Source organism: Sphingomonas sp. CFBP 13714, assembly GCF_014842205.1.
Taxonomy (GTDB): Bacteria; Pseudomonadota; Alphaproteobacteria; order Sphingomonadales; family Sphingomonadaceae; genus Sphingomonas; species Sphingomonas aerolata.
On record NZ_JACYVG010000002.1, the window covers coordinates 275,109 to 299,533 of the forward strand.

Annotated in this window: 27 protein-coding genes and 1 pseudogene; 22 read left to right on the forward strand and 6 right to left on the reverse strand. The window is 64.5% G+C overall.

The window, feature by feature from the left end; translation table 11 throughout:
• Positions 1–7: 7 nt before the first annotated feature.
• Both IFT54_RS05640 and IFT54_RS05645 read right to left on the reverse strand, forming a co-directional pair.
• Positions 8–979, reverse strand: coding sequence for a DUF2971 domain-containing protein (locus tag IFT54_RS05640; protein WP_192069914.1), 972 nt, complete (start codon positions 977–979; stop codon positions 8–10).
• A 38-nt stretch (positions 980–1,017) separates the two neighbouring features.
• A complete protein-coding gene (locus IFT54_RS05645; RefSeq protein WP_192069915.1) occupies positions 1,018–1,266 on the reverse strand; it encodes a hypothetical protein in 249 nt (82 codons plus the stop codon).
• A gap of 385 nt (positions 1,267–1,651) precedes the next feature.
• Here IFT54_RS05645 and IFT54_RS05650 point away from each other — a divergent pair, with 385 nt between their 5' ends.
• Positions 1,652–1,819, forward strand: coding sequence for a hypothetical protein (locus IFT54_RS05650; protein ID WP_192069916.1), 168 nt, complete (start codon positions 1,652–1,654; stop codon positions 1,817–1,819).
• 260 nt (positions 1,820–2,079) lie between these two features.
• Here IFT54_RS05650 and IFT54_RS05655 read toward each other — a convergent pair whose 3' ends face one another.
• Complete coding sequence (locus tag IFT54_RS05655; RefSeq protein ID WP_192069917.1) at positions 2,080–2,331, reverse strand: hypothetical protein; 252 nt, start codon at positions 2,329–2,331, stop codon at positions 2,080–2,082.
• Positions 2,332–2,893: 562 nt separating this feature from the next.
• Here IFT54_RS05655 and IFT54_RS05660 point away from each other — a divergent pair.
• Positions 2,894–3,319, forward strand: coding sequence for a hypothetical protein (locus IFT54_RS05660; RefSeq protein WP_192069918.1), 426 nt, complete (start codon positions 2,894–2,896; stop codon positions 3,317–3,319).
• 105 nt (positions 3,320–3,424) lie between these two features.
• Positions 3,425–3,997, forward strand: a complete 573-nt coding sequence (locus IFT54_RS05665; RefSeq protein ID WP_192069919.1) for a hypothetical protein — start codon at positions 3,425–3,427, stop codon at positions 3,995–3,997.
• 241 nt (positions 3,998–4,238) lie between these two features.
• Here the strand turns inward: IFT54_RS05665 and IFT54_RS05670 are convergent, their stop codons facing one another.
• On the reverse strand, positions 4,239–4,592 hold the full coding sequence (locus tag IFT54_RS05670; protein ID WP_192069920.1) for a DUF2958 domain-containing protein: 354 nt from the start codon (positions 4,590–4,592) through the stop codon (positions 4,239–4,241).
• A 170-nt stretch (positions 4,593–4,762) separates the two neighbouring features.
• Here IFT54_RS05670 and IFT54_RS05675 point away from each other — a divergent pair, with 170 nt between their 5' ends.
• A complete protein-coding gene (locus IFT54_RS05675) occupies positions 4,763–4,948 on the forward strand; it encodes a hypothetical protein (RefSeq protein WP_192069921.1) in 186 nt (61 codons plus the stop codon).
• Positions 4,949–5,218: 270 nt separating this feature from the next.
• On the opposite strand, the gene IFT54_RS05680 is transcribed toward IFT54_RS05675, so the two are convergent.
• Positions 5,219–6,952: a recombinase family protein gene (locus tag IFT54_RS05680; RefSeq protein WP_192069922.1), complete on the reverse strand. Its 1,734-nt coding sequence runs from the start codon at positions 6,950–6,952 to the stop codon at positions 5,219–5,221.
• 81 nt (positions 6,953–7,033) lie between these two features.
• Positions 7,034–7,447 (reverse strand): annotated as a pseudogene (locus tag IFT54_RS05685) (UPF0758 domain-containing protein); the annotation flags it as partial.
• A gap of 173 nt (positions 7,448–7,620) precedes the next feature.
• On the opposite strand from IFT54_RS05685, the gene IFT54_RS05690 reads away from it, so the two are divergent.
• The 18 genes from IFT54_RS05690 to IFT54_RS05775 all read left to right on the forward strand — a co-directional run bounded on the left by IFT54_RS05690 (position 7,621) and on the right by IFT54_RS05775 (position 24,416).
• The gene (locus tag IFT54_RS05690; protein WP_342354769.1) at positions 7,621–10,743 is read left to right on the forward strand and encodes a YdbH domain-containing protein; all 3,123 of its coding nucleotides are present in this window, start codon (positions 7,621–7,623) and stop codon (positions 10,741–10,743) included.
• Between the two features lie 47 nt (positions 10,744–10,790).
• On the forward strand, positions 10,791–10,967 hold the full coding sequence (locus IFT54_RS05695; RefSeq protein ID WP_081874129.1) for a YnbE family lipoprotein: 177 nt from the start codon (positions 10,791–10,793) through the stop codon (positions 10,965–10,967).
• Position 10,968: 1 nt separating this feature from the next.
• Positions 10,969–11,349 carry a YdbL family protein gene (locus IFT54_RS05700; protein ID WP_031439562.1) on the forward strand — a complete coding sequence of 127 codons (381 nt, stop codon included), beginning with the start codon at positions 10,969–10,971 and terminating at the stop codon, positions 11,347–11,349.
• A gap of 264 nt (positions 11,350–11,613) precedes the next feature.
• The gene (locus tag IFT54_RS05705) at positions 11,614–11,934 is read left to right on the forward strand and encodes an AtpZ/AtpI family protein (RefSeq protein ID WP_192069924.1); all 321 of its coding nucleotides are present in this window, start codon (positions 11,614–11,616) and stop codon (positions 11,932–11,934) included.
• Positions 11,935–12,004: 70 nt separating this feature from the next.
• Entirely contained in the window at positions 12,005–12,763 is a 759-nt protein-coding gene (locus tag IFT54_RS05710) for a F0F1 ATP synthase subunit A (RefSeq protein WP_031394299.1), read from the forward strand.
• 43 nt (positions 12,764–12,806) lie between these two features.
• The gene (locus tag IFT54_RS05715; RefSeq protein ID WP_031394300.1) at positions 12,807–13,034 is read left to right on the forward strand and encodes a F0F1 ATP synthase subunit C; all 228 of its coding nucleotides are present in this window, start codon (positions 12,807–12,809) and stop codon (positions 13,032–13,034) included.
• A 55-nt stretch (positions 13,035–13,089) separates the two neighbouring features.
• On the forward strand, positions 13,090–13,584 hold the full coding sequence (locus tag IFT54_RS05720; protein ID WP_192069925.1) for a F0F1 ATP synthase subunit B family protein: 495 nt from the start codon (positions 13,090–13,092) through the stop codon (positions 13,582–13,584).
• A complete protein-coding gene (locus IFT54_RS05725) occupies positions 13,577–14,209 on the forward strand; it encodes a F0F1 ATP synthase subunit B family protein (protein WP_037529993.1) in 633 nt (210 codons plus the stop codon). Before IFT54_RS05720 ends, IFT54_RS05725 begins: the two co-directional genes overlap by 8 nt.
• 183 nt (positions 14,210–14,392) lie before the next feature.
• Positions 14,393–14,713, forward strand: coding sequence for a DMT family transporter (locus IFT54_RS05730; RefSeq protein WP_031394303.1), 321 nt, complete (start codon positions 14,393–14,395; stop codon positions 14,711–14,713).
• Positions 14,714–15,029: 316 nt separating this feature from the next.
• Positions 15,030–16,955, forward strand: a complete 1,926-nt coding sequence (gene uvrC / locus IFT54_RS05735; RefSeq protein WP_192069926.1) for an excinuclease ABC subunit UvrC — start codon at positions 15,030–15,032, stop codon at positions 16,953–16,955.
• Positions 16,956–17,071: 116 nt separating this feature from the next.
• A complete protein-coding gene (locus IFT54_RS05740) occupies positions 17,072–18,025 on the forward strand; it encodes a polysaccharide deacetylase family protein (RefSeq protein ID WP_192069927.1) in 954 nt (317 codons plus the stop codon).
• Positions 18,025–18,927: a GNAT family N-acetyltransferase gene (locus tag IFT54_RS05745; protein WP_192069928.1), complete on the forward strand. Its 903-nt coding sequence runs from the start codon at positions 18,025–18,027 to the stop codon at positions 18,925–18,927. The genes IFT54_RS05740 and IFT54_RS05745 overlap by 1 nt, the downstream gene beginning before the upstream one ends.
• A 79-nt stretch (positions 18,928–19,006) precedes the next feature.
• Positions 19,007–19,738 carry a DNA repair protein RecO gene (gene recO / locus IFT54_RS05750; RefSeq protein ID WP_192069929.1) on the forward strand — a complete coding sequence of 244 codons (732 nt, stop codon included), beginning with the start codon at positions 19,007–19,009 and terminating at the stop codon, positions 19,736–19,738.
• 40 nt (positions 19,739–19,778) lie between these two features.
• On the forward strand, positions 19,779–20,825 hold the full coding sequence (leuB, locus tag IFT54_RS05755; protein WP_107932795.1) for a 3-isopropylmalate dehydrogenase: 1,047 nt from the start codon (positions 19,779–19,781) through the stop codon (positions 20,823–20,825).
• Positions 20,822–21,955 (forward strand): glycosyltransferase family 2 protein, encoded by a 1,134-nt coding sequence (locus IFT54_RS05760; RefSeq protein ID WP_342354770.1) that lies wholly within the window; start codon positions 20,822–20,824, stop codon positions 21,953–21,955. The genes leuB and IFT54_RS05760 overlap by 4 nt, the downstream gene beginning before the upstream one ends.
• Positions 21,956–22,012: 57 nt before the next feature.
• Complete coding sequence (locus IFT54_RS05765) at positions 22,013–23,218, forward strand: trans-sulfuration enzyme family protein (RefSeq protein WP_031440768.1); 1,206 nt, start codon at positions 22,013–22,015, stop codon at positions 23,216–23,218.
• Positions 23,215–23,613: a Co2+/Mg2+ efflux protein ApaG gene (gene apaG / locus IFT54_RS05770; protein WP_031393907.1), complete on the forward strand. Its 399-nt coding sequence runs from the start codon at positions 23,215–23,217 to the stop codon at positions 23,611–23,613. Before IFT54_RS05765 ends, apaG begins: the two co-directional genes overlap by 4 nt.
• Positions 23,610–24,416, forward strand: a complete 807-nt coding sequence (locus tag IFT54_RS05775) for a LysR family transcriptional regulator (protein ID WP_192069930.1) — start codon at positions 23,610–23,612, stop codon at positions 24,414–24,416. The genes apaG and IFT54_RS05775 overlap by 4 nt, the downstream gene beginning before the upstream one ends.
• Positions 24,417–24,425 lie beyond the last annotated feature (9 nt).

Below are 24,425 nucleotides of genomic sequence, written 5' to 3' on the forward strand. Positions count from 1 at the left end.
CCGCGAGTTACCGACGCAGCGGTATCCGGCACATATCTACCTTGTCCGCAGGTTTATCGACGCCGCTCTGTATCAATAGCTCTACGAAACCCTCCCATACTAGCTCAGGATTGGGCGTTGGTCCGATAATGATTCTGTGCAGTAGGGAGTTCAAGTCTGCGTTGCTAACGTCCTGTTCTGGTATATTCTTCATGGGAAGGTAAAACACCTTCTGTACGATGCCGTTGATGTTGACAATCTTACTGGGAGGGCTGTTCTCTACGGGTGTCAATTGTGCGCGGTGTATGAGACGCCATTCGTTTTCCTCCTCAAAGCCAGGATGCTTTGTTGATAGGATCATTGCGTCCAGTGCCAGTTTGAAGTTTGTCTTAACCAACTCCGGGTCCATTGTTCTCAGCACATCACGATTACGCCGCAAGCCATTAATCAAGGCCCCGATACCTGCAATGAAGTTCTCCGGTCCTCCATAGTCAACTGGCGCGATAATGACATCGTATGCGGTCTGAGGCGTCATAAAAGCTTGGGGGTTGAGTAGGAGACAGACATTTGCATCTCCTCCATAAGCGCGCCACATGCTCAACTTGCCTTGGTGAAGCTCTTTGCCTTTGTGAAGTGCCAGACTTAGCAAGTAGGCGCTGCGCTTGATCGCATAGACCTCTTGATCCAGCAGGTTGAAAACACTCTTGATATCCGCGTGTATGTCGTCGCACGCCTGCACCATTGCATCGCGGTTCTGCTGCGTCCCAAGTGTCAGACGGAGAAGTTGCTGACCATACTCAATTTCGCTAAAATCATTCATCAACATGGCATTGCGGAGCCAGAGGCAGCGATCGTCCTCTTTGGCTCGCAGTATATCCATTGCAACTTGCGCGCTGGTGTAGTGGGCGAACTTGACCTCGTCAGTTACTTCCGCCTCCCGCTCTTTGCCCCATGAAAAGAAGGCGTCATCAAGCGCCGCGAGTTGGTCATCGTTAAGCATGGCTCAGCTTACCAGCGGCGCTACGTTTGCCTAGCCCGTCAGGGCATTTGTTTGAAGATGCGGTTTAGCTGACGAAGCGCGCCGCCTTTGGGTTTCCAGCCCAGCTGCTCGGCAATCTGGTCGTCCTGGCATCCTCGCTGTTTCATCGTCAGGGCGATCGCCATGCGTGTCGGGTCAGCGAGACTGTCGGGAGTTTCCATTTGGGGGATAAGCATAAAGGACCAGTCCGTCTCGTTGCGTTGAATGCTGCGGGCTTGGTCGATGGTGAGAATGAGGCGTTGGGTCATGTGCTGTATTTAAGGGTGGCAAGAGGGCGCTTGAAACGCCGAGCCCAAGCCCGCATATTGGTGGCAACGGGCCTCCGTCTATCCGCATAGCCATACGCACTGAACGAACCGAACGAACCGAAATAGGCCCTTCAACGTCGACTGCTACGCGGTCGCTGGCTGAGGTTGTTTGGTTATGGTTAAGTGGAAATGGCAGGCGGTTACGTCGGTGGTGGAAACGCTGACGAAGAATGGGCATCCCTATCTCGCAGTGCTATCCTTGGCGATGTTCCTAATCGTGGGACCGCTGACGATTATCGCGCTCGCTCTGCTAAAATGATCGATCTGCTTTGCGGGACGGCTGAACCGTCCTAAAAAGGGTAACTCCATCTGTGGAGGACCATCTATGCGTTATCTCGTCATCGCCTCGCTCGTCGTGCTTACAGCTTGTAAGGAAAAGGCCAAGGAGCCCGAACATGGTTCGCCTGCATGGGCGAAGCAGAAAGCGGAGGCGCAGGGCAAATGGGCCGATAAGGCCGCCGTTGCGGGCAACAATCAAGCTCCCTTGCCCTGAGAGTTATGTCATAGCCAGCTTTAACATAAGCGCCGTGTCCCTGTTGCTCAGGACGACGCTGATGCCGTCCGGCCCATTGTCGTAAATGTTGATGAAATGATGGTAGCGATCGTTCGCATGTAGCCATTGGCGAACCAACAAGCCCCGATTTACAAACGCGATGTGGTTGGCCAGGAGGTTGTATTGCGGTCCATGGAACGAGTGAGGGGCGTTGGGATCCTGATACTCGTATGCAAAGTGAACCTTGTATAGCTGTTCGCTCACCGGCTGGCCTGCATGGGGTTGTAGGTCAGGCAACTAGGTTTGAGGAGATCCAAGGCTTCACGGAACTGGCTTTCGTGCTCTGTCTCGTTCCAGAGCGTGCGTAGCTGGTCCTCGTCCAGCGCAAGGCTCCACTTGAACCCGATCTGATAGACAACCTTGTCCTGATTTAGCTGCCGCGTATCGACGCGGAGGCGTGTTATTTTCGCAAGTGTGGTTTGCACATCGAACGCCGCGTGAGCCTTAATCACGCAACACCTCGGCCTTCGCAGTTCGCGCAGGTTTCCCACGTTGGCTTGCCGTCTCGCATATGGAAGTGGTTGCCGCTCCCGCCGCATGGCGCGCATAGCTTTGGCAGTCGGGTTAGCGCGGCTTCCCGATCAAGCTCTGCAATCGTTCGGATTTTACGCATTACGCGACGCCTCGTTTGTAAGTCACACGTATTTACGCAGACCGCTTTAGGCGGTTTTTGCCTCCCAGGCGTCCAAGCGATCAAGCCAGTTGGTCAACACACTTTCGGTCCACCCCTGAGCGAGTAGCGCGTTGCCATGCAGTAGCAGTTGGTCCCGTGTAGCGTCGGGCGCTGGCGGGGTTGGTAGATAGTAGATGGTCGCAGACATCGTTGGCTCTCTACGCGTTTGTGTTGCCTGCACTGTATGTTCGTGCGGTGGTCGAGCCTAATGGTTTTACTGGTGGTACATGGTTCTCCAGAAAGATTGTTCTGCAAGTCCAAAGATCGGTAGGAACGCCCAAGTCTCGACTGCATACGATCGGAGTAGGCGCTGTTGCTTACGAAGATCGGAGTCACACAATATGGCACGTTTTGACCCCAAGCTGCTCGTTCCTGCTGTTGCTGCTGGCACGACCAGCGCAGCACGGACCGCCAAGGACGTTGCACTTGCGAACATCGCAAAGATGAAGGAGCAGATGGCTGCTGGTGATGGCGCAGAGGGCAAGCTGAATTTCAAGGCTGTGGACGGTGGCCGCATGTCATTCACCATCCGAGTATCAAACACGCCCTTGGTGCTAGAAAAGGTCAAGGTCGAGGATACCGACGTTGAGGTGCGCGAAATGACCATCCCGGCAGGCAACTTCAACGATGCGCTCGACTACTATGCAGACCGGATCAAGGCCGGTGAGTACGACGCGCAGTTGACCACCCTCAGTGAAAAGAAGGAGGCCAGGACGACCAAGCTGCGTGCGACGCGCGCTACCAAAAAGGCCGATAAGCCAGCATAATACGCTAACCCAACTACCCAGGCCCCTGCGTTAGCGGGGGCCTTTTCCTTGACTTCCTGGTAACTCCTAGTGCCATACAGCGCGGGCATAACTTTGGAGGTACGTATGGATTGGAAGGCACTAATCGACAAAACGCTGGGAACGCACTTCGATGCACCAGTGTACGATCCCGCAAAGGGCCGCGCCAAGCTGGTCAAGGTAATCGACAAGGCGGCTGAACAGCACAAGGAGGGCAAAACGCCTCCCACGCGTTCGTGGAAGCTGGGCAGCAACCGGGCGATCAGCTTTGCGCCCACGCTGAACGGCAACCCAGTGCTGCTACAGGGTGAACCGGTCAGCTACGTGCCAGCAGAGCGGTTTCAGGACTTTCTCAGTGGCTTAAAAGCTGCCGTGCAGGCTGGTGATCTGGATGACGAGATCAAGGCTGCAATCGAGGAGAGCAGCGCCGGCGGTAGCGTCGGGGGAGGCAAGGCAGCATCACGCGCTACTGCGCCCAAGGGCACGCGGACGTTCAGCGAGGCAAGCTCGTTGACCATTGGCGTAGCGGCAAAGCGGCGCGCAAAGAGCCCGCCATCTTTTGAGGACATTCGTGCGGCCTACATTGAGCAGGGTGCAAACGCCGAGTTGCTGGACGCGGCAATCGCCAAGCGAAAGGCCGCCGAGAAGGCCGCGCAGTAAGCTGACAAGGGTGGACCCGGCTGTAAGGCACTACAGCCGGGTCCGGTAACTAGGAGAAGCACAACGACAAGGTTCAAGAGCGTTGTGCATGTATTTACCACGCGGGCGGTTTCGATTTCCGCCACATGGTAGAGCCCCTTGGGGCTTCATCGTTCAGCCCTTGATAGGCTTGTCTGCTGGCCAATAACGCATAAGCACATCCTTTTCTAAGTTGGTCGGTGCCGCATAGCGGCTCCAATACTTATGCGCGGATGTAACCAGCCTGACGGGCCTCTGTTGCATACTGGCTGAGGGGCTTGGTCGCTTTCCAATGAATATCGCGCTCAACCCGCAAACCACCCGGCCCGACTACCTCCCATATCTCGTCCATGCTGATGTAGCCCATTTCCGGGTAGCCCAAGTCAGCTAGGCCGAACGCCAGCCCGTCAGGCTCCATTTCGGTCAACAGCCAAGTCCCTGAGGTCCAGGGCAAGAAAATCTTGCACACAGGCGGGAAGTCTCGTTCTGCCTGAGTGCCCTTTACCGGCTCCTGCTCCCTGTGGTTTGCCTCAAGCTGCGCCACTACGTCGGCACCCAACATATCTTTCCATTCCATGTGGCTTACTCCTTGTTGCCACACGAGTTAAAAGACATCGTTCAGAACGAGGATCAACACATCTTTGGTGCGCTGGCTGGCTTTTCCAGAATGCGACGAGTTGCCAAAGTCTGGTGTAGGAAGGTGGTCTAAAAGGCTATTGATAGAGTGGGCAACAAAGAGTGCCCACAATGCTTACACAGATCGACCAGCGCGCAATCGCTACTTTTGTTCTCGACGTTTGCGATAGTTCAGAACTCTACGAGGATGACGCTTTCACTGTCGAGGTGGCTGGTCAGCGTTTCTACGTAGAGCGCAAGAAGACGATGTTCGTTCTGCACATCGGTGCAGAGCGCGTGAAGCTGCCACGCTGCTAATGCCCAGCTTACGCGCAAATCGCCCAGCACTTGCCGGTTTCCTGCACCAGCGCCAGTGCCACATTCCACCAGCCCGAATTGCTTGGGGACATAACCCACTAGAACTTCAACTGTTTGTGCAGCGCCAGAGGGCCAAAGAAGCCCGGTAGCTACCCAGCAACGGGCTAGAGGGGTTATATATGAGGAGTGCAGTGTCAGGCTGCACTCTTCCTGTCTGACCCTCATAGACGCCCGTTGATACCCTATATTGAAGGCGGGGTTGCTCGATGTTTACAGCTTTGAAAGCGCGCGGCGGCGGATAGCGGGCATAACGTCCTCCGCTCCGGTATTCGTGCTACCAAACTGGTCCATCGCACTGCCAAAGTTGACCGGGCTCCCGATCATGTTACCATCATTGTCGAAGCGGTAGGCCAATGCGCCGCCAGCGAGCGCCAGTTGCGCCTCACGAACTGGGGTGCGCTTTCCCTCAACATATTGTCGGCGGAACGTCGCAACGCTGACCACACTGCGGACGGCTTCGGCTACCTTGCGACGCGCTGACTGCCGGGTCTCGTCGTCCTCGCTGTAGATTGCATCCTTGACCTCGACCACTCGGCGCAGGTGTTCCTCAGGCGTTACGTTGCCTCTGGCACGTTCCAAACCCAACTTGGCCTGGTCGAGCTTGAGCCGCACGTCGGCAAGGGCAGGGCGCATTTCGCGCAACATATCCTTGGCCTCGGTTGCCTCGTCGTCTTCCTCGATCCACGTCATGTAGCGGCGCTGTTTGGCCTGCATTACCTCCAGGTCTTTGGTAAGCTGCGCTACCTCGACAACCAGCGGGGCAGTTAGGTCGGCGCGCGTAAAATAGGTGTTGTCGAGCGCAAGGTGCAAAATCTGGTTAAGGGCCGCACGCTCAAACGCATCGTATCTGTAGTACGTGCCGTTGATGCACCGCCGTGCGTTTTTCTCATTAGGATCGCCTTCTACCGGCGATCCAGCGTTATTGTAGCGGATGCATTTGAGGTGTTCGTATTCCTTACCAGCAGCACGGCTGACGACGCGCACCATCGTATCCCCGCAATGCCCACACTTGAGGAGGCCGGAAAACAGGTTGCGCGCCTCGTGGTGGTTTGGACCGGTGGTCGATCGATCGCGTAAGGCGGCACGCGCTTTCGCTACTAACTCGGTAGGCACGACCCTAGGATAATAGTCGATAACCTCGCCGGTTAGTTTGCGACTGTCCCCGGTACGGCGGTGGTATTCACCTTCTACGACTGGTTTTGTCAGGATGTCTCGAATGTAACCGGGCTTCCAAGTGGCGTGGCTTTTGCGGTGCGGTTTGGTCCAGGGCTCCACGGTATCGTTGAGCAGCTTGGCAATTGCCTGGAAGCCCAGACCATCAGCACACCACGTATAGATGTCTCGGACTACCTGTGCGCGTTCCTCGTTGACTTCGAATTTGCCGTCGCGCTCGCCAATAAGCCACGCAGGCATCCGATTGGTATAGACGATCCCGTTGCGCGCTTTTGCCATGCGCTCTTCTTGCGCCGCCAACAGCAGGTCGCTTTTGCGGTCGCTTTCGCCTGACCCTCTGCCTGCCTCCATGAGGTACAGAACCATAGTTCCCATGTTGCTGCCCGACATGGCTGCTTCGTCGAGAAGCAATTCGGGTTTGCAGACGGCAACCGTGATACCGGCATCGTTAACGTCTTCGATCCAGCGTCGAGCCTTTCTAAGCTTCTCACGGCTTAGGCGATCGAGGTTTTCGATAACGAGGATGCTGCCGGGGTCGATCTCACCAGCGGCTACCCGGTCGGTGAACCGACCAAGACCACCGACGCGGAGATGATCGCCTTTCCACGCACTCAACCCCTTGTCCTCGATTACTTCGACATCCTGCCACTCTTTCACCTTGCAGAGGTCTTTGGTGGCCTTACGCTGTCGATCTAACGAGGTGCCGCTATCCTGCTCGGGGGTGGAAAAGCGGTGATATCTGTACGCTTTGGGGCGAGGGGTGTCGGTCATTTTCGGGCCATCCTGTTAACCCGAGGCATCTGCGTCCAGGACGAGCGTAGAGCAACCTACATTTTAGCAGTTGGCGTCGTACGTGTTGAGATGCAGGACGCGGAACCGCTCGATGACGTGATGCGCCATGTCCGCGCGCAGATAGTCGAGCAGCGCCTGCCAGTTGGCGAGCACCGGCCGCTCGCCGACGCGTGCCTGCAACAGGCGAAGCGCGGCGGCGTGCGCGATCTTGACCGCGGCGGTCGAAATCTCGCCCATGCCATCGACGCGCGCGAGCGCCGCCGGATCCGCGGTCAGCACCCCGCCAATGCCCCCGAATTCGCGCATCAGCGCCTTGGCGAGCGCCTTGGTGTCGGCACGGGGAATCGCGACGGCGAGGAGATATTCGATCAGCTCGTGATCGAGCAGCGCCTCTCCGCCACCCTCGAACAGCCGCTTGCGCAGCCGCGCCCGGTGCCCCTTGCGCTCGTCGACTATATCGTCTGCCCCCGCCATGGCCGGATGCTAGCACATCCAGCCGCAATTGCATGACGCCCCCGCTACCGCCTATGCAGGCCGGGAAAGCGTGACGGAGTAAGCGGTTGACGGAGACGAGCGAGACAGGGCCCGACCCTCGCCGTCACGCGCCGGCTCGCCGTCGCGGCGGGCTCGCGCGGATTCAGCGAATCGTGCTGGTCGTAGCGCTCCTCCTGCTCGCCCTGCTCATCGGAGTCTGGGTACTCCGGAAGCAGATCGCTACGGGCTTCATCGATCGCGAACTCGCGCGGGCCGAGGTGCCTGCGCGCTACGAGATCGCCGACCTGGCGCTTGGCGGGCAAAGGCTGACCAATGTCGTGCTCGGCGATCCGGCAGATCCGGATCTGGTCGCAGACTGGGTCGAGACGCGGACCGGGATCGGGCTGTCGGGCCCGTATCTGGAGGCGGTGCGCGCGGGGCGGGTGCGGCTGCGTGGGCGGCTGGTCGACGGGCGGTTGTCGCTGGGGGCGATCGACCGCCTTCTGCCCGCACCCTCGGGCAAGCCGTTCGCGCTGCCCGCGCTCGACGCGACCGTCGATGACGCACGGATGCGGCTGGAGACGCCTTACGGGCTGGTCGGGCTGAAACTTTCCGGGACGGGGACGCTCGATAACGGTTTCAGGGGTTCGCTCGCTGCGGTCAGCGACCGGCTGAACGTCGGCGGGTGTACGGGTGACCGCCTTGCCGCGACGGTGCGCGTGCGGATCGACGAGGCGAAACCGATCCTGAAGGGCCCGGTGCGGCTGGGGCGGCTGGCGTGCGGCGATTCGCGCGCGGACAGCGTCGTCGCGACGCTCGACCTGACGCTCGGTGCGGCGCTCGATCGCTGGCAGGGGCGGGCCGCGCTGGCGACCGGACCGGCCGTCCTGCCCGGAGCGACGTTCGCCGCGGCCAAGGGCGACGTCGACTTCGCGGGCACTGCTGCGGGAACCTCGGGCAAGGCGGATATCGCAGCGGATACCGTGCGGACGGCCGAGGGCCGCGCACGTCGCGTGTCGATCGCAGGATCATACCGTCTTGGTGAGGTTATCGCGTTCGAGGGCCGCGTTCGCGCAGCGGGTGCCGCGGTGGCCCCAGGCCGGCTTGCCGCGGTGGAGGCGTTGCAGGGATCGGCAGCCGGGTCGCCGGTCGCGCCCCTCATGGACGCAGCGGTGCAGGCCGTGACGCGTGCCGCAAAGGGCTTCGCGGCGGATGCGGTGATCGCCGTTCAGCAGCGCGGCGGGCGCGGCGAGGCCGTGCTGTCACGCCTCGCGCTGGCATCGGCGAGCGGCGCGAGGATCTCGCTTGATGGCGGGGAGGGGCTCCGGTTCGCATGGCCTGGACGCGGTGCGTCTGGCGGAGGCGTCACGCTCGATACGACACTTGCGACGCGGGGTGGCGGGTTGCCGCAGGCGCGCATCGCGCTCGCCCAGGCCCGGCCGGGCGGGCCCGTCCGCGGCGTCGCGACGGTCGCGCCTTATGTCGTGGACGGCGCGCGGCTGGCGGTGACCCCGGTGCGGTTCAGCGCGACGCCCGGCGGGGCGACCGCGATCACGACGCGGGTGACACTCGACGGTCCGATCGGCAGCGGCGGCAAGGACCGGGTCGAAGGCCTGTCGATGCCGATCGATGCCCGCTGGGACGGGAAGACGCGGCTCGTCGTCAACACTGGCTGCACGCCGCTCGCGGTCCAGCGGCTGGCGGTGTCGGGGCTGGTGCTCGACCCTGCGCGGCTGTCGCTGTGCCCGATCGACGGAGCGCTGGTGCAGACCGATCGCGGACGTCTGCGCGGCGGTGCGCGGATCGCCGCGGCCGCGCTGTCGGGGCGGCTGGGGCGGACGCCGCTTACGCTGAACGCGAGCGGAGCGACGCTGCGGCTGGCCGACCGGGGCTTTGCGATCGACGGCGTGCAGACCCGGATCGGCGCGCCCGAGCGGGTCACGCGGCTCGACTTCGCGACGATCACCGGGCGGATGACAGCGCAGGGAATCGCCGGCGCGTTCACCGGCGGGGCAGGGCAGATCGGCACTGTGCCGCTGCTGTTGAACAAGGCGGCGGGCGACTGGACGCTGATCGGCGGTGCGCTGGCGCTCGAAGGCACGATGGGTGTCAGCGACGCCGCCGCCACCGCGCGGTTCAAGCCGGTCGCGGCGCGCGGCGTGACGCTGTCGCTGGTCGGCGGCACGATCACTGCGGCCGGAACGCTGTTCGAACCGGTCAGCAGCACCAAGGTCGCCGACGTCACGCTTGTCCACGCACTGAGCACGGGCATCGGCCGCGCTGACCTGCTGGTGCCGGGGATCGTGTTCGCCAAGGACGCGCTGCAACCCGAGGCGCTGACGCCATTGACGTTCGGCGTGATCGCCGACGTCAATGGATCGGTCAGCGGCGACGGGCACATCGCGTGGACCCCCGACGGCGTGACGAGCACGGGGGTGTTTCGGACCGCCGGCACCGACCTTGCCGCCGCGTTCGGCCCGGTGACCGGGATCGCGACCGAGATCCGCTTCACCGACCTGCTCAATCTGCAAAGCGCGCCGGGGCAGGTCGCGACGATCCGGACGCTCAACCCCGGCATTCCGGTCAGCGATGGGACGATCCGCTATCAGACCCTGCCGGGTGCGCGCGTCCAGGTCGAGGGCGGGGCGTGGCCGTTTGCGGGCGGATCGCTGACGCTCGACCCGACGCTGCTCGATTTCTCCGCGCAGAGCGAGCGGAGGATGACGTTCCACATCGCCAACATGGCCGCGGACCAGTTCCTGCAGCAGTTCGATTTCAAGAATCTCGACGCGACGGGGATCTTCGACGGCGTGCTGCCGATGATCTTCGACGAGACGGGCGGCCGGATCGAGGGCGGCGACCTGCGCGTCCGGCCGGGCGGCGGGACGCTCGCCTATGTCGGCGATCTCAGCCAGAAGGATCTCGGCATCTGGGCGAACATCGCGTTCCAGGCGCTCAAGTCGTTGCGCTATCAGTCGCTCCGCGTCGGCATGAACGGGCCGCTCGCGGGCGAGATGGTCACCGACGTGCGCTTTGCCGGGATCAGCCAGGGCGAGGGGGCGAAGTCGAACTTCATCGTCCGCCGGCTGCAGAAGCTGCCCTTCGTGTTCAACATCCGGATCAAGGCGCCGTTTCGCGGACTGCTCGATTCGGCGCAGAGCTTCTATGATCCGAAGCGGCTGATCGAACGCAACCTGCCCGCGCTGATCCAGCAGCAGTCCGCGCCGCCATCCCCCGGGCCTGCCGTCCCCGCAGCCCCATCCATTCAGCCCGCCGAAAGCAGGATCGTGCCATGACCGAAACAGGATTGAACAAGCTGGAGCAAAGACCGATCTTGCACAGGATGAGGACGATCGTCTTTCTGGTCACGACCGCCGCCGCCCTGCCGGGCTGCATCAACGTGTCGGCGCCGGACAAGCCGATCGAGATCAACCTCAACATCAATGTGACGCAGGAAGTGGTCTATCGTCTCGATGGCGAGGCGAAATCGCTGATCCAGCAGAATCCGGGGATATTCTGAGATGAAGATCAAGGCTTTGACGATGATAGCGGCGGTGGCGGTGCTTGGCGGCCTGTCGGTCGCCGCGTCGGCGCAGCGTGACCCGGCCTATGCCGCGGCGCGCGCAGGCGGCGAGGTCGGCGAGCAGCCCGACGGCTATCTTGGGCTGGTCGGCGCGGCGAGCGGCGATTTGCGCGCGCTGGTCAACAGCATCAACATCCAGCGCAAGTCGGCCTATACCGCCAAGGCGCAGGCGAGCGGCGCGACGGTCGAGCAGCTGGCGTTCACCAGCGGTTGCAACCTGATCGCGGGGACCAATCCGGGCGAAAAGTACAAGACGCCGGGTGGTGTGTGGAAGACGCGCACCGCTGCCGCGCCGGAGCGTGATTCGCGCTGCGTCTGATCATGCTGTTCTGATGCCCTCCGTCATCCTGGGCTCGACCCAGGATCCAGAGCCACACATGGTCCGCCTGAGGCTCTGGATCCTGGCTTTCGTCAGGATGACGGATGGGAGAGGGCGTAACGCGCCCCGCAGTCACCACATTGATGACGATACTGTCACACCGGTTGACTTGGCCCCCCCCCTTTTCTAAACGGACCGCGCCTTGGCGGGATCGCTCGTCGCTGCGTATATCTCCCCGGTGTCGTATCAGGTGGAGAGCATGTCGTGGCGGAGATCGAACCCGGACAGGACCACTACGGTGTTGAAGATCCGCGACTTTCCGCGCTCGATGAGCGATTGAGGGAGGTCAAGGCTCGGGAGACGCTGAAAAAGGGGCAGGGAGGGCCGGATGCCGAGCGGGGTTACTCGCAGGGCAATCGGGTCATCTCCGCCCTGATCGGGAGTCTCGTCGGCAGTGCGCTGATCGGATGGTTGATAGACCATTGGGTCGGCACTGGGCCTTGGGGTCTGATCGTGTTGCTGTTCCTCGGAATCGCGGTCGCGTTCAGGCAAATCATTCGAATTTCAGGCGAACGCCCGGAGTAGCCGGGCGTTTGTCGTTTCAAGACGGCAGGGATTCCACGTGGCGGCAGAACAGGGCGGCAAGATCGATCCGATGCACCAGTTCCTGATCGAGCCGGCGTTCGGCTCGCATTGGATCGTAGGTGGTTACGACCTGTCCTTCACCAATTCCGCGATGTGGATGGTGGTGACTTTGGTCGCACTTTGGGCCTTCATGATCGGCGGGATGAAGCGCGAGCTTGTTCCCGGTCGCTGGCAGGCCGCGGTCGAGGGCTTTACGGGCTTCATCTCGGGCATGCTCGAGCAGAATGTCGGGCCCGGCGGCAAGCGCTTCATTCCCTACGTCTTCTCGCTGTTCATGTTCATCTTGTTCGCGAACATCATCGGCCTGATGCCGTTCGGTATCGTGCCGGGCGTTCACCCGTTCACCGTGACCAGCCACATGACCGTCACCGGCGTGCTGGCGCTGATCAGCTTTGCGATCGTCCTGATCGTCGGCTTCGGCAAGCACGGCTTCCACTTCTTCTCGCTGTTCGTGCCGAGCGGCACGCCGGCGCTGATGATCCCGCTGATCTTCGTCGTCGAGCTGATGTCGTTCCTGGTGCGTCCGTTCTCGCTCGGCCTGCGACTGTTCGTGGCGATGACCGCGGGGCATATCCTGCTCAAGGTGCTCGCGGCGTTCGTGATCAACGGCATCAACCTGGGCGGCGTCTATATCGGTCTGGTGACCGCGCCGAGCATGCTGCTGATGATCGGCATCACGCTGCTCGAGCTGCTGGTCGCCGCGATCCAGGCCTATGTGTTCGCGCTGCTGACGTCGGTCTATCTGAACGACGCGGTCAACCTTCACTAAGTTTTCTTTCGAACCACTACTGATTTTCCAAGGGAGTTTTAACATGGACGTCAACGCAGCAAAGATGATCGGTGCCGGCCTCGCAGCGATCGGCATGGGCCTCGCCGCACTCGGCGTGGGTAACGTCTTCGCCCAGTTCCTCGCCGGCGCGCTGCGCAATCCGGGCGCTGCCGACAGCCAGCAGGGCCGTCTGTTCATCGGCTTCGCGGCTGCCGAGCTTCTCGGTCTGCTCGCATTCGTCACGATGATCATCCTGGTGTTCGTCGCCTAACATGCGCTGATCTGGCCGGGCGATATCCCGTCCGGCCGTATCACGAAGGACTGCCATGCCCCAGATTGCCCAGATAGCCGCCACCTACGCTTCACAGATCTTCTGGCTGCTCCTCACCTTCGGGATCCTGTATTTCGGGATCGGCAAGGGGATGGTGCCTAAGATCGTGTCGACCGTGGACGCGCGTGAAGGCCGAATCGCGGGCGATCTGGCAGCGGCAGTCGCTGCACGGGCGCAGGCCGATACGGTCCAGGCGACCTGGCAGGCCGAAATGGATGCGGCCCGCGTCGCGGCACAGGCCGAGACCGCGGCCGCAGCCAAGCGGGCGGCAACGGCTTTCGAGCAGCAGGTCCATGCGGCCGACGCCGACATCGCCGAGCGTCTGGGTCATCACGATCTCGCCGTGGCGAATGCGAAGGCGCAGGCCCTCGCCAATCTTCAGAATGTCGCAGCCGAAGCGGCACAGCAACTGGCCGACAAGGTTGCCGGACTTCAGGTGAGCCTGGACTCGGCGAGCGACGCGGTACGCAGGACGATGGCTCATGGCTAATACCCCCGCCGCCAACCCGGACGCACCGGCCAAGGTGATCTCGGCCGAGGGCATGGCGCCCGAAGGCTCGATCGACAATCAGGGGTTGCAGGGTCACACCGTCGCGCCTGGGACCGTCGAGCATGTCGTCGACCCGACCGCGCTCGGCGTCAACTCGACCGGCTGGGTCGCGATCGCGATGATCATCGTCCTGGCGCTGATGGTGTGGAAGAAGGTCCCCGGCATGATCGGGCGGTCGCTCGACGCCAAGATCGCCGGGATCCGCACGCAGCTCGACGAGGCCAAGGCGCTGCGCGCAGAGGCCGAGGCGATCCGCGCGGAGTATGAGGCCAAGGCCAAGACCGCGCATCTCGAAGCCGAGGCGATGAAGGCGCATGCGCACACCGAAGCCGCGGCGATCATTGCCAAGGCCAAGGCGGGTGCCGAGGATTTGATGACGCGTCGCGCCAAGATGGCCGAGGACAAGATTGCCGCCGCCGAGCGGGCCGCGATCGCCGAGGTCCGTGCGCGGGCCGCCGACGCCGCTGCCAAGGCAGCCGGTATCCTGATCGCCGAGCATCACGATGCCGCCGCCGACCGCGCGATGGTCGATCGGTCGATCTCGGGGCTTGGCCGCCTGAACTAATCGTCTGTTCCCCCGCGAAAGAGGGGGGCAGGTTCTCACGACACAGCGCCCGCAACCCTGGACCACCGCTTCGACGGGGGAACGGTCGTGCGCTTGGCGCCTTTTTCGTTTTTCACAGGCGGCCGTCTCTTCCCGGGTTTCCGGCGGCTGCGTCTCCAATCTGAGCCCGTTGGAGATACCCTTATGTCCTGGCTCATCCTCGGCGTCGCCGTGATCACCGAAATCACCTGGGCGCTCAGCCTCAAATGGGCGGCGACCGTTGCCACGTGGCAGGCGTCTTCGGTTCCAATCGTGCTGAGCTTCGTCAACATGGGCCTGCTCGCGCTCGCGATGCGCGGTTTGCCGGCGGGGACGGCGTATGCGATCTGGACCGGCGCGGGGGCGATCGGCGTGATCATCGGTGGCGTGATCCTATTCGGCGACAAGGTCAGCGGCGTGCAGGCGTGCTTCATGGCGCTGACTGTCATCGGCATCGTTGGGACCAAGGTGTTTGCGCAAGCCTGATCGTCTGCCGTTGCCCGCAGGGCATGAAGAAGACTGTTCACGCGAAGGCGCGATGGCGCGAAGAAGGAATGGTTCACGCGGAGACGCGGAGGCGCGGAGGTGTGTGAGTGCTTCCACTGCACCTGATCCACGGTGCACTTTTCTCCCCTCCCCTTCAGGGGAGGGGCTTCTCGGGCTGCGCTCCGCGCCCCCGCGTCTCCGCGTCTCCGCGTCTCCGCGTGAACCAACCTTCTTCTCTTCGCGCCTTCGCGCCTTCGCGTGAACATCAATGTCCTCGGCTGGCATAACCCCCTCCGACTCCCTAGATTCCCCGACGATGTCCTCCCCCAATTCTCCCGACCGTTTCAACGAAGACAAATCCACCTTCGCCGTCCGCGGCGGCGGCGAGGCGCCCGATCTTGCGGCGGGCGTCGCGGCGATCCGCAATGTGCTCGACACGCTGCCGATCCGCCCCGGCGTCTACCGGATGCAGGATGCGCGCGGCGACGTGCTCTATGTCGGCAAGGCGCGCGCGCTCAGGAACCGTGTCGCCAACTATGTCCAGGTCGAGCGGCTGACGAAACGCCTCCAGCGGATGGTGTCGCAGACCCGGTCGATGACGATCGTCACGACCAACAACGAGGCCGAGGCGCTGCTGCTCGAATCGCAGCTGATCAAGCGCTATCGCCCCGCGTACAACGTGCTGCTGCGCGACGATAAGAGCTTCCCCTTCATCCTGCTGCGCGACGATCACGACTTCCCGCGTGTCCAGAAGCACCGCGGCGCCCGGCGCGCGAAGGGCAATTACTACGGCCCGTTCGCCAGCGCAGGGTCGGTCAACAACACGCTCAACGCGCTCCAGAAGCTGTTCCTGCTGCGCAGCTGCACCGACAGCTTCTTCAAGACGCGCGACCGGCCGTGCCTGCTCTACCAGATCAAGCGCTGCTCCGCGCCGTGCGTCGGCCGGATCGACGAGGGTGCGTACAAGGAGCTGGTCGAGGACGCGAAGAGCTTCCTCGCGGGCAAGTCGACCGGCGTGCAGGCCAAGCTCGGCGCGCAGATGCAGGCTGCCGCCGAAAACATGGACTTCGAACTCGCCGCGCTGCTGCGCGACCGGTTGAAGGCGCTGACGTTCATCCAGGGCACGCAGGCGATCAACGCGGAAGGCGTGGGCGACGCGGACATCTTCGCGATGGCGTGCAAGGACGGCCTCATCGGCATCCAGGCCTTCTTCATCCGCGGCGGCCAGAACTGGGGGCATCGCAGCTTCTTCCCGCAGCACACCAACGACGTGCCCGAGGACGAGGTGCTGACCAGTTTCCTCGGCCAGTTCTACGAGGACGTGCCGCCCGCACGGCAGATCCTGCTCGACCGCGAGCTTCCCGAAGGCGCGCTGCTGGTCGAGGCGCTGGGCGAGCGCGCGGGTTACAAGGTTGCGGTGCAGGTGCCGCAGCGCGGCGATCGCCGTCGCCTGATGGATCAGGCCAAGCGCAACGCGGTCGAGGCGATCGAGCGACGTCAGGCCGAGTCGACGACTCAGGCCAAGCTGCTGCGCGAGGTCGCCGACCTGTTCGACTTGGCCGAGCCGCCGCAGCGGATCGAGATCTACGACAACAGCCATATCCAGGGCACTGCCGCGACCGGCGCGATGGTGGTCGCCGGCCCCGAAGGCTTCCGCAAGGGCCAGTATCGCAAGTTCAACATCAAGAACAAGGAGACCATCCCGGGCGACGATTTCGGGATGATGCGTGAGGTCTTCACCCGGCGGTTCGCGCGCGCGCAGGCCGAGGATCCCGACCGCGACTCGGGCGAATGGCCCGACCTGGTGTTGATTGACGGCGGCAAGGGGCAGCTCAATACGGTGAAGGCCGCGCTCGAGGAGATCGGTGTCGAGGACGTGTGCCTCGTGGGGATCGCCAAGGGGCCGCAACATGGCCGTGACGGGCGCGAAGTATTCCACATGCTCGACGGCCGCGAATTCCAGCTGCCCGTCAACGCGCCGGTGCTGTTCTACCTTCAGCGGCTGCGCGACGAGGTCCACCGCTTCGCGATCGGCGTCCACCGCGACAAGCGCAGCAAGGCGATCGGCGCGAGTCCGCTCGACGAGGTCCCCGGCATCGGCCCCGCGCGCAAGAAGGCGCTGCTGATGCATTTCGGCACCGGCCGCGCGGTTCGAAATGCCAGCCTGCAGGATCTGCAGCAGGCGCCGGGCGTGTCCGCAGCGGTCGCACAGCAGGTGTACGACTTTTACCATTCAAGATAATTCAGTTTAATAATGTTGATCAATCTTCGGCTGAGGCCGATAGATTGCGGAGGTCGGGTCACGCCTGTCTCGTAGGCGGAAACCTTATCTTCACCACGGGACACTAGGCCAGTGACGTGACCACGGCAGTTTTCCTGACGATCGACACCGAATTTGCCTGGCGGCACCACCGCGAGGGGCTTTGTAGCGATGCGATCTACCACCGGTCGGTCGAGCCCGCGGGGGTCGGGATCAGCTATCAGCTCGACAAGCTTGCGCGGTACGGGCTGAAGGCCTGTTTCTTCGTCGACCCGATGCCCGCGCTGACCTTCGGGATCGAGCCGGTCCGGCGGATGGTCTCGACGATCCTCGACGCGGGGCAGGAGGTTCAGCTGCATCTCCATCCCGCCTGGACCGCCGCGATCGCGCGGGACCGCGGCGCGAATCACGCGAAGTTCGACCTGTCCGACTATCCGCTGGCCGAACAATACGCGCTGATCCTGCAAGCCACCGAACTGCTGATCGACGCGGGTGCGCCCGACCCGATCGCGTTTCGCGCGGGCAGCTATGCCGCGAACGACGATACGCTGGCCGCGCTCGCTGCGCTCGGTTTCGCCTATGACAGCAGCCATAACGGTGCGGCGGCGTGCGATGCGAGCAGGATCTCGCTGTCGCCGCGTCAGATCGCGCCAGTCGCCGTGCAGGGCCTGATCGAGATCCCGGTGACCGTCATCGAGGATCGGCCGGGTCAGTTGCGCACGCTGCAACTCTGCGCCCTGTCCGCGAACGAGAGCCGCGATGCGCTCGAGCACGCCGCGGCCCGGGGGCATGTCGCCGCGACGATCGTCAGCCATGGTTTCGAGTTGGCGAATCGGCAGGGCACGCGCGCGAACGCCGTCCATGTCCGCCGGTTCGAGGCACTGTGCGCGACGCTGGCGGAGCTGCGCACGGATTTGCCGACCCGGCATTTCCGCGATCGCCCGCCGCTGGTCCTCGGCCGGCACGACCGGCCGCTGGCGCGCGATCCGATCCGGCGGGGCCTGCGCCAGGCCGAGCAGCTCTGGTCGAACTGGGTCGAAGAACGCGCCTGATGACCGCGGTCGGCGTCCGCCTGAAGTTCCAGCTCGGCGCGCACACGCTGGCGACGATCCCGCGCCGGCTGGTGCGCGTCGCGCTGTCGTTGGATGACGTGCTGGCGGGCGAAACGCCGATGCTGCCCGCGCTGCCGGCTCAGGCCGATGGCTATGTGATCACCTCGTTGCCCGCAGACCGGATGGACGCGCTCGAGACGCGTGGTCTGCTGACCGTCGTCCGGCAGCGTTATGTCCGGTATCACGCCGACCTGCGAATCGGCGAGGCGGCATGGCTTGCGACGCTGTCGGGTAGCGCGCGGTCGGGGCTGAAGCGCAAGACGAAGCGGCTGGCGACGCTGTCGGGCGGTACGCTCGACATCCGCGCCTATCGGACCCCTGCCGAGATCGCGGTGTTTCACCCGCTGGCGCGGGCGGTGTCGGCGACGACCTATCAGGAGCGGCTGCTGGGATCGGGGCTCCCCGACGGTGAAGCGGCGCTGCAGGGTTTCGAGACGCTCGCGGCGGCGGACCGGGTGCGGGCCTGGTTGCTGTTCGTCGAGGGCAGGCCGATCGCCTATCTCTGCTGTACCGCGCAGGGCGGGACGCTGCGCTATGACCATGTCGGGCATGACCCCGCCGAGAACGCGCTGTCGCCGGGTGCGGTGTTACAGGTGGAGGCGATGCGGCAGCTGTTCGACGACCGCTTCGCCTGGTTCGATTTCACCGAGGGGGAGGGGCAGCACAAGCGGCAGTTCGCGACGGCGGGGACGGCGTGCGTCGATCTGCTGCTGTTGCGGCCGACGCTGGCAAACCGCGCGACGGTGGCTGCGCTGGGGGCGTTCGATGGCGCGGCGGGCTGGGCGAAGCGGGCGCTGTCGCATCCGCGACTCGCGGGCATGATGCGCGGGATCCGGCGCTGAGCGCGCCTGACAGGCGGATCTGGATCAGCGACGGTTTTCGAGGCTCCCGTTCGTCATGACGCGCGCGTAAGAACGGGCGATGCATCTCCGCGCGTCCGCCATCGTCGTCGCCGTTCGCCAGCATGGCGAGCATGGCGCGATCGTGCGGGCGTTGACGCGGGAGGACGGCGTGCAGCCGGGTTATGTGCGCGGCGGGCGGTCGCGCGCGATGCGGCCGGTGCTGCTCGCGGCGAACGTGATCCAGGGCGAATGGCGCGCGCGGACCGGGGACCAGCTCGCCGCGCTGACCGCCGAGCTGATCCACAGCCGCGCGACGCTGCACGGCGAGCCACTCGCGGCAGGCGCGCTCGAATGGGCGACGGCGCTCGCCGCGGTCGCGCTGCCGGAGGCGCAGCCCTATCCGCATATCCATGATGCGCTTAGCGGCGTCCTCGGCGCGATCGAGGCGGCGCCGTCGGCCCGCGGCTGGGCGGCGGCGTTGGTGCGGTACGAATTGCTGCTGCTCGCGGAACTGGGATTCGGTCTCGATCTCGACCAGTGCGTCGCGAGTGGTGCGGTCGACGACCTCGCATTCGTCAGCCCGCGAAGCGGGGCGGCGGTGTCGCGCGGTGCGGCGCAGGGCTATGAGGCCAAGCTGTTGCCGCTGCCCGCGTTTCTCACCGCTGGTGGCGAGGCGGGGTGGCCGGACATCTTCGACGGGCTGCGGCTGACCGAGCATTTTTTGACGCGCGATGTTCTGGTCGAACGCCGCGCCGAACCGCTCGCAGCGCGGGCTCGCCTCGTCGATCGGCTTAAAAGGGCGGTTGCGTGAGCGCGGCTGGCCCGGCAAGGGCGGCGGCGGAGGAACGCACATGCCCCTGATCGCGATACTGGCCGGTGACGGCATCGGACCCGAAGTGACTGCCGAGGCGCGTCGCGTGCTCGACCGGCTCGACCTCGATCTGAGCTTTGACGAGGCGCTGGTCGGTGGTGCGGCGTACAAGGCGGCGGGGCATCCGCTGCCGCCCGAGACGCTGGCGCTCGCGCGGCGCGCGGACGCCGTGCTGTTCGGTGCGGTCGGCGACCCCGATTGCGATCGGCTCGAACGGCATTTGCGACCAGAACAGGCGATCCTGGGCTTGCGCAAGGAGCTGGGGCTGTTCGCCAATTTGCGTCCGGCCAAGCTGTTCGCGGGGCTGGAGGATGCGTCGTCGCTGCGGCCGGAGATCGCACGCACGATCGATATGGTGATCGTCCGCGAGCTGACCGGCGACGTGTATTTCGGCGCCAAGGGCATCCGGACGACGGCCGAGGGCCTGCGCGAAGGCCATGACGAGATGCGTTACGACGAGGCGGAGATCGCCCGGATCGCGCGCGTCGGGTTCGAGACCGCCCGTACCCGCAAGAGCAAGCTGCTGTCGGTCGACAAGGCCAATGTCTTGGAGACGTCGCAACTGTGGCGTGACGTCGTAATCGAGGTGTCGGCGGACTATCCCGACGTCGCGCTCAGCCACATGTATGTCGACAACGCGGCGATGCAGCTGGTGCGCGATCCTGGCCAGTTCGACGTGGTGGTCACCGGCAATCTGTTCGGCGACATCCTGTCCGATCAGGCATCGATGTGCGCGGGATCGATCGGCATGCTGCCCTCTGCCGCGCTCGATGGCCAGGGCCACGGTCTGTACGAACCGATCCACGGCAGCGCGCCCGACATTGCCGGGCAGGGCAAGGCGAACCCCTGTGCCGCGATCCTGTCCGCGGCGATGATGCTGCGGCATTCGCTCGACAAGGCCGACGCCGCCGACCGGATCGAGGCGGCGGTGGCTGCGGCGATCCTGGGCGGCGCGCGGACCCCTGACCTCGGCGGCACGCTGACGACGCGCGCGATGGGCGACGCGGTGATCGCATCGCTCGGGTGACTCCGGTCGAGCTGGACGCAGTGCGGGGCGCGGGGCCGGACACGCTCGAGATCGCGGTCGTCATCCCGACGTTCAACGAAAAGGCGAACGTCGCCGCGTTGATCGCCAAGCTCGACCAGGCGCTGGCGGGGCGGCGCTGGGAGGCGATTTTCGTCGACGACGACAGCCCTGATGGCACTGCGGAGGCGGCGCGCGTGCTCGGGCGCAGCGACATGCGCGTCCGCGTGATCCAGCGGATCGGCCGGCGCGGGCTGTCCTCGGCCTGTATCGAGGGGCTGTGCGCGACCGCCGCGCCCGTCGTCGCGGTGATCGACGGCGATCTGCAGCATGACGAGACGCTGTTGCCAAAGATGCTCGACCTGTTGCAGACGGGTGATCACGACGTGGTGATCGGATCGCGTTTCGTCAGCGGCGGCGGAACCGGCGACTGGGACCGCGACCGCGTCGCCAAGTCCGCGCTGGCCACGCGGCTGTCGCGGCGCGTGCTCAAGGCGGATCTGAGCGATCCGATGAGCGGCTTCTTCGCGATCCGTACCGACGTCGCGCGCGCGCTTGCGCCCAGACTCTCGGCGATCGGGTTCAAGATCCTGCTCGACCTGCTGACCGCCGCGCCCGAGCCGCTGCGGTTCGCCGAGCTGCCCTATACCTTCCGCTGCCGGACCGAGGGGGAGAGCAAGCTCGATCACGTCGTCGCGCTCGAATATCTGATCGCGCTGTACGACCGGATGTTCGGGCGGTTCGTGCCCGTGCGGTTCGCGATGTTCTCGGCGATCGGCGTGCTCGGCATCGGCGTGCATATGGCGGTGCTCAGCGCGCTGTTCCTCGGGATCGGGACGTCGTTCCTGCTCGGGCAGATCGGCGCGACGCTGGCTGCGCTGACGATGAACTTCTTCCTCAACAACGCGCTGACCTATCGCGACCGGCGGCTGAAGGGGTGGCGGCAGCTCGCCGATGGCTGGGTATCGTTCGCGCTGATCTGTTCGGTTGGCGCGATCGCCAACGTCGGGATCGCGGCGTTCATGCACGACGTCCGCAACGACGCCTGGGCGGTGTCGGCGATGATCGGCGTGTTGGTCGGCGCGGTGTGGAATTATGCGCTGTCATCCAGGTTTACCTGGGGGCGCTACTAGCGCACGCGACCCTCCGCGGGGGTTGTCATCACCGCCCGCCCCCGGCAAAGCGTCGCCATGAAGCGCAAGACCGGCCAAGATCGTTCGATCACCCAGAACTGGCGTCCGCAGACGCAGGCCATCCGCGGCGGCACCGCCCGCAGCGAATATGGCGAAACGTCGGAGGCCCTCTTCCTTACCTCGGGCTATTGCTACGACAAGGCCGGTGACGCCGCGGCGCGCTTTGCCGGCGAGCAGGACGGGATGACCTATTCCCGGCTCCAGAACCCGACGGTGCAGATGCTCGAGGAGCGGATCGCGCTGCTCGAGGGGGCTGAGGCGTGCCGGTCGATGGCGACGGGCATGGCGGCGATGACCGCGGCGCTGCTGTGTCAGTTGCAGAGCGGCGATCACCTGGTCGGCGGCCGCGCGGCGTTCGGATCATGCCGCTGGCTGACTGATACGCTGCTACCCAAGTTCGGTATCGCCACGACGATCGTCGACGCGCGCGATCCGCAGGCGTTTCTCGACGCGGTCCGGCCCGAGACCAAGGTGTTCTTCTTCGAGACGCCCGCCAATCCGACGATGGACATCGTCGACCTGAAGGCGGTGTGCGACATCGCGCGCGAGCGCGGCATTACGACGGTCGTCGACAATGCGTTCGCGACGCCGGCGTTGCAGCGGCCGATGGAGTTCGGCGCGGACGTCATCGCGTACAGCGCGACCAAGATGATGGACGGGCAGGGCCGCGTGCTCGCCGGCGCGGTGTGCGGGACCGAGGACTTCATCACCAACACGCTGCTGCCCTTCACGCGCAACACCGGGCCGACGCTGTCGCCGTTTAACGCGTGGGTGGTGCTCAAGGGGCTCGAGACGCTCGACCTGCGTATCCGCCGCCAGTCGGAAAATGCGCAGAAGGTCGGCGCGTTTCTGGAAGCGCGCGTGCCGCGTATCCTGCATCCGGGCCTCGCCAGCCATCCGCAGCACGAGCTCGCGATGAGTCAGATGGATGCGTGCGGCCCGATTTTCGCGTTCGAGGTCGAGGGGCGCGAGCAGGCGCATGGCCTCCTCGACGCGCTGGAGCTGGTCGATATCTCGAACAATATCGGCGATTCGCGGTCGCTGATGACGCATCCCGCCTCGACCACCCATGCCAGCGTCTCGCCCGACAAGCAGGCTGAGATGGGCGTGACCGAGGGGCTGTTGCGGCTCAACGTCGGGCTCGAGGACGTGCGCGACGTGATCGACGATCTCGACCGGGCATTGGGCAAGGTCGGGCTGTGAAGGCGCTGTTCCCCAGTGCGGCGACGACGCGCGGGGTGACGGTACGCGTCTCGGTCAGCTATCTGCCCGAACAGTCCGAACCGCAGCGCGGGCGCTGGTTCTGGGCCTATCATATCCGGCTGGAAAATGACGGGCCCGGCGCGGTCCAGCTGCTGACGCGACACTGGATCATCACCGACGGGCATGGCGCGCGCCACACCGTCGAGGGCGAGGGCGTCGTCGGCGAACAGCCGCTGATCGAGCAGGGCGCGAGCTTCGACTATGTCTCGGGCTGCCCGCTCGCGACGCCGACGGGCGCGATGCGCGGATCCTACCGGATGGTCGACGACACCGGTGCGGTGTTCGAGGTGGCGATCCCGCATTTCTCGCTGAGTGCGCCGGCGGTGATTTCGTGAAGCGCACGCACCTGCCGCTGAACGGGCTGCGCGTGCTCGATGCGGCGGCGCGGCATCTGTCGTTCACGCGCGCCGCCGACGAGCTCGCGGTCACCCCCGCCGCGGTCGGGCAGCAGATCCGCGCGCTCGAGGATACGCTGGGCGTCGTGCTGTTCCGGCGTACCACGCGCGGGCTCGAACTGACGCCCGAGGCCGAAGCGGGGCTCGGGCCCTTGCGCAACGGCTTCCTCCAGTTCGAGGAAGCGGTCCGCGCGATGCAGGCGGGGCAGACGTCCAAGTCGCTGACGATCGCCGCGCCGCGCGACCTGACCGAGAAATGGCTGATGCCGCGGCTCGCCGAGATTGCTGCGGCGGATCCCGACCTGCGCTTCGTCCTGATCACCGCGGACGAGACGGTCGACTTTACCGAGGCCAATCTCGACCTCGCGATCCGCTGGGGCGATGGTCCTGGCGAGAATGAGGGCGAGGCGCTCGAATCCGAAGGGCTCGTCACGATCGCCGCGACCGGCAGCGCGTCCGAGGCGATCATCGCCTGGCCCGGCGCGCCCGCGCTCGACCCGGCGGCGGGGGATGCCACGGCACTTGTCCGCGTCGGTGATGCAGGGCTTGCGATCGATGCGGCGGCGGCGGGGCTCGGGCGGGCAACCGTGCCCGAACTGCTGGCGCGGCGCGGGCTCGAGGCGGGGCTGGTCCGGATCATCGGCGACGCGCAGCCGTCGCGTGGCGGCTATTGGCTCGTCGCGCCGCTGCCGCAGTGGCGTCAGAAGAAAGTGCGCGCGCTCGTCGATGCGCTGATCGCTTGAGGCGTCGCG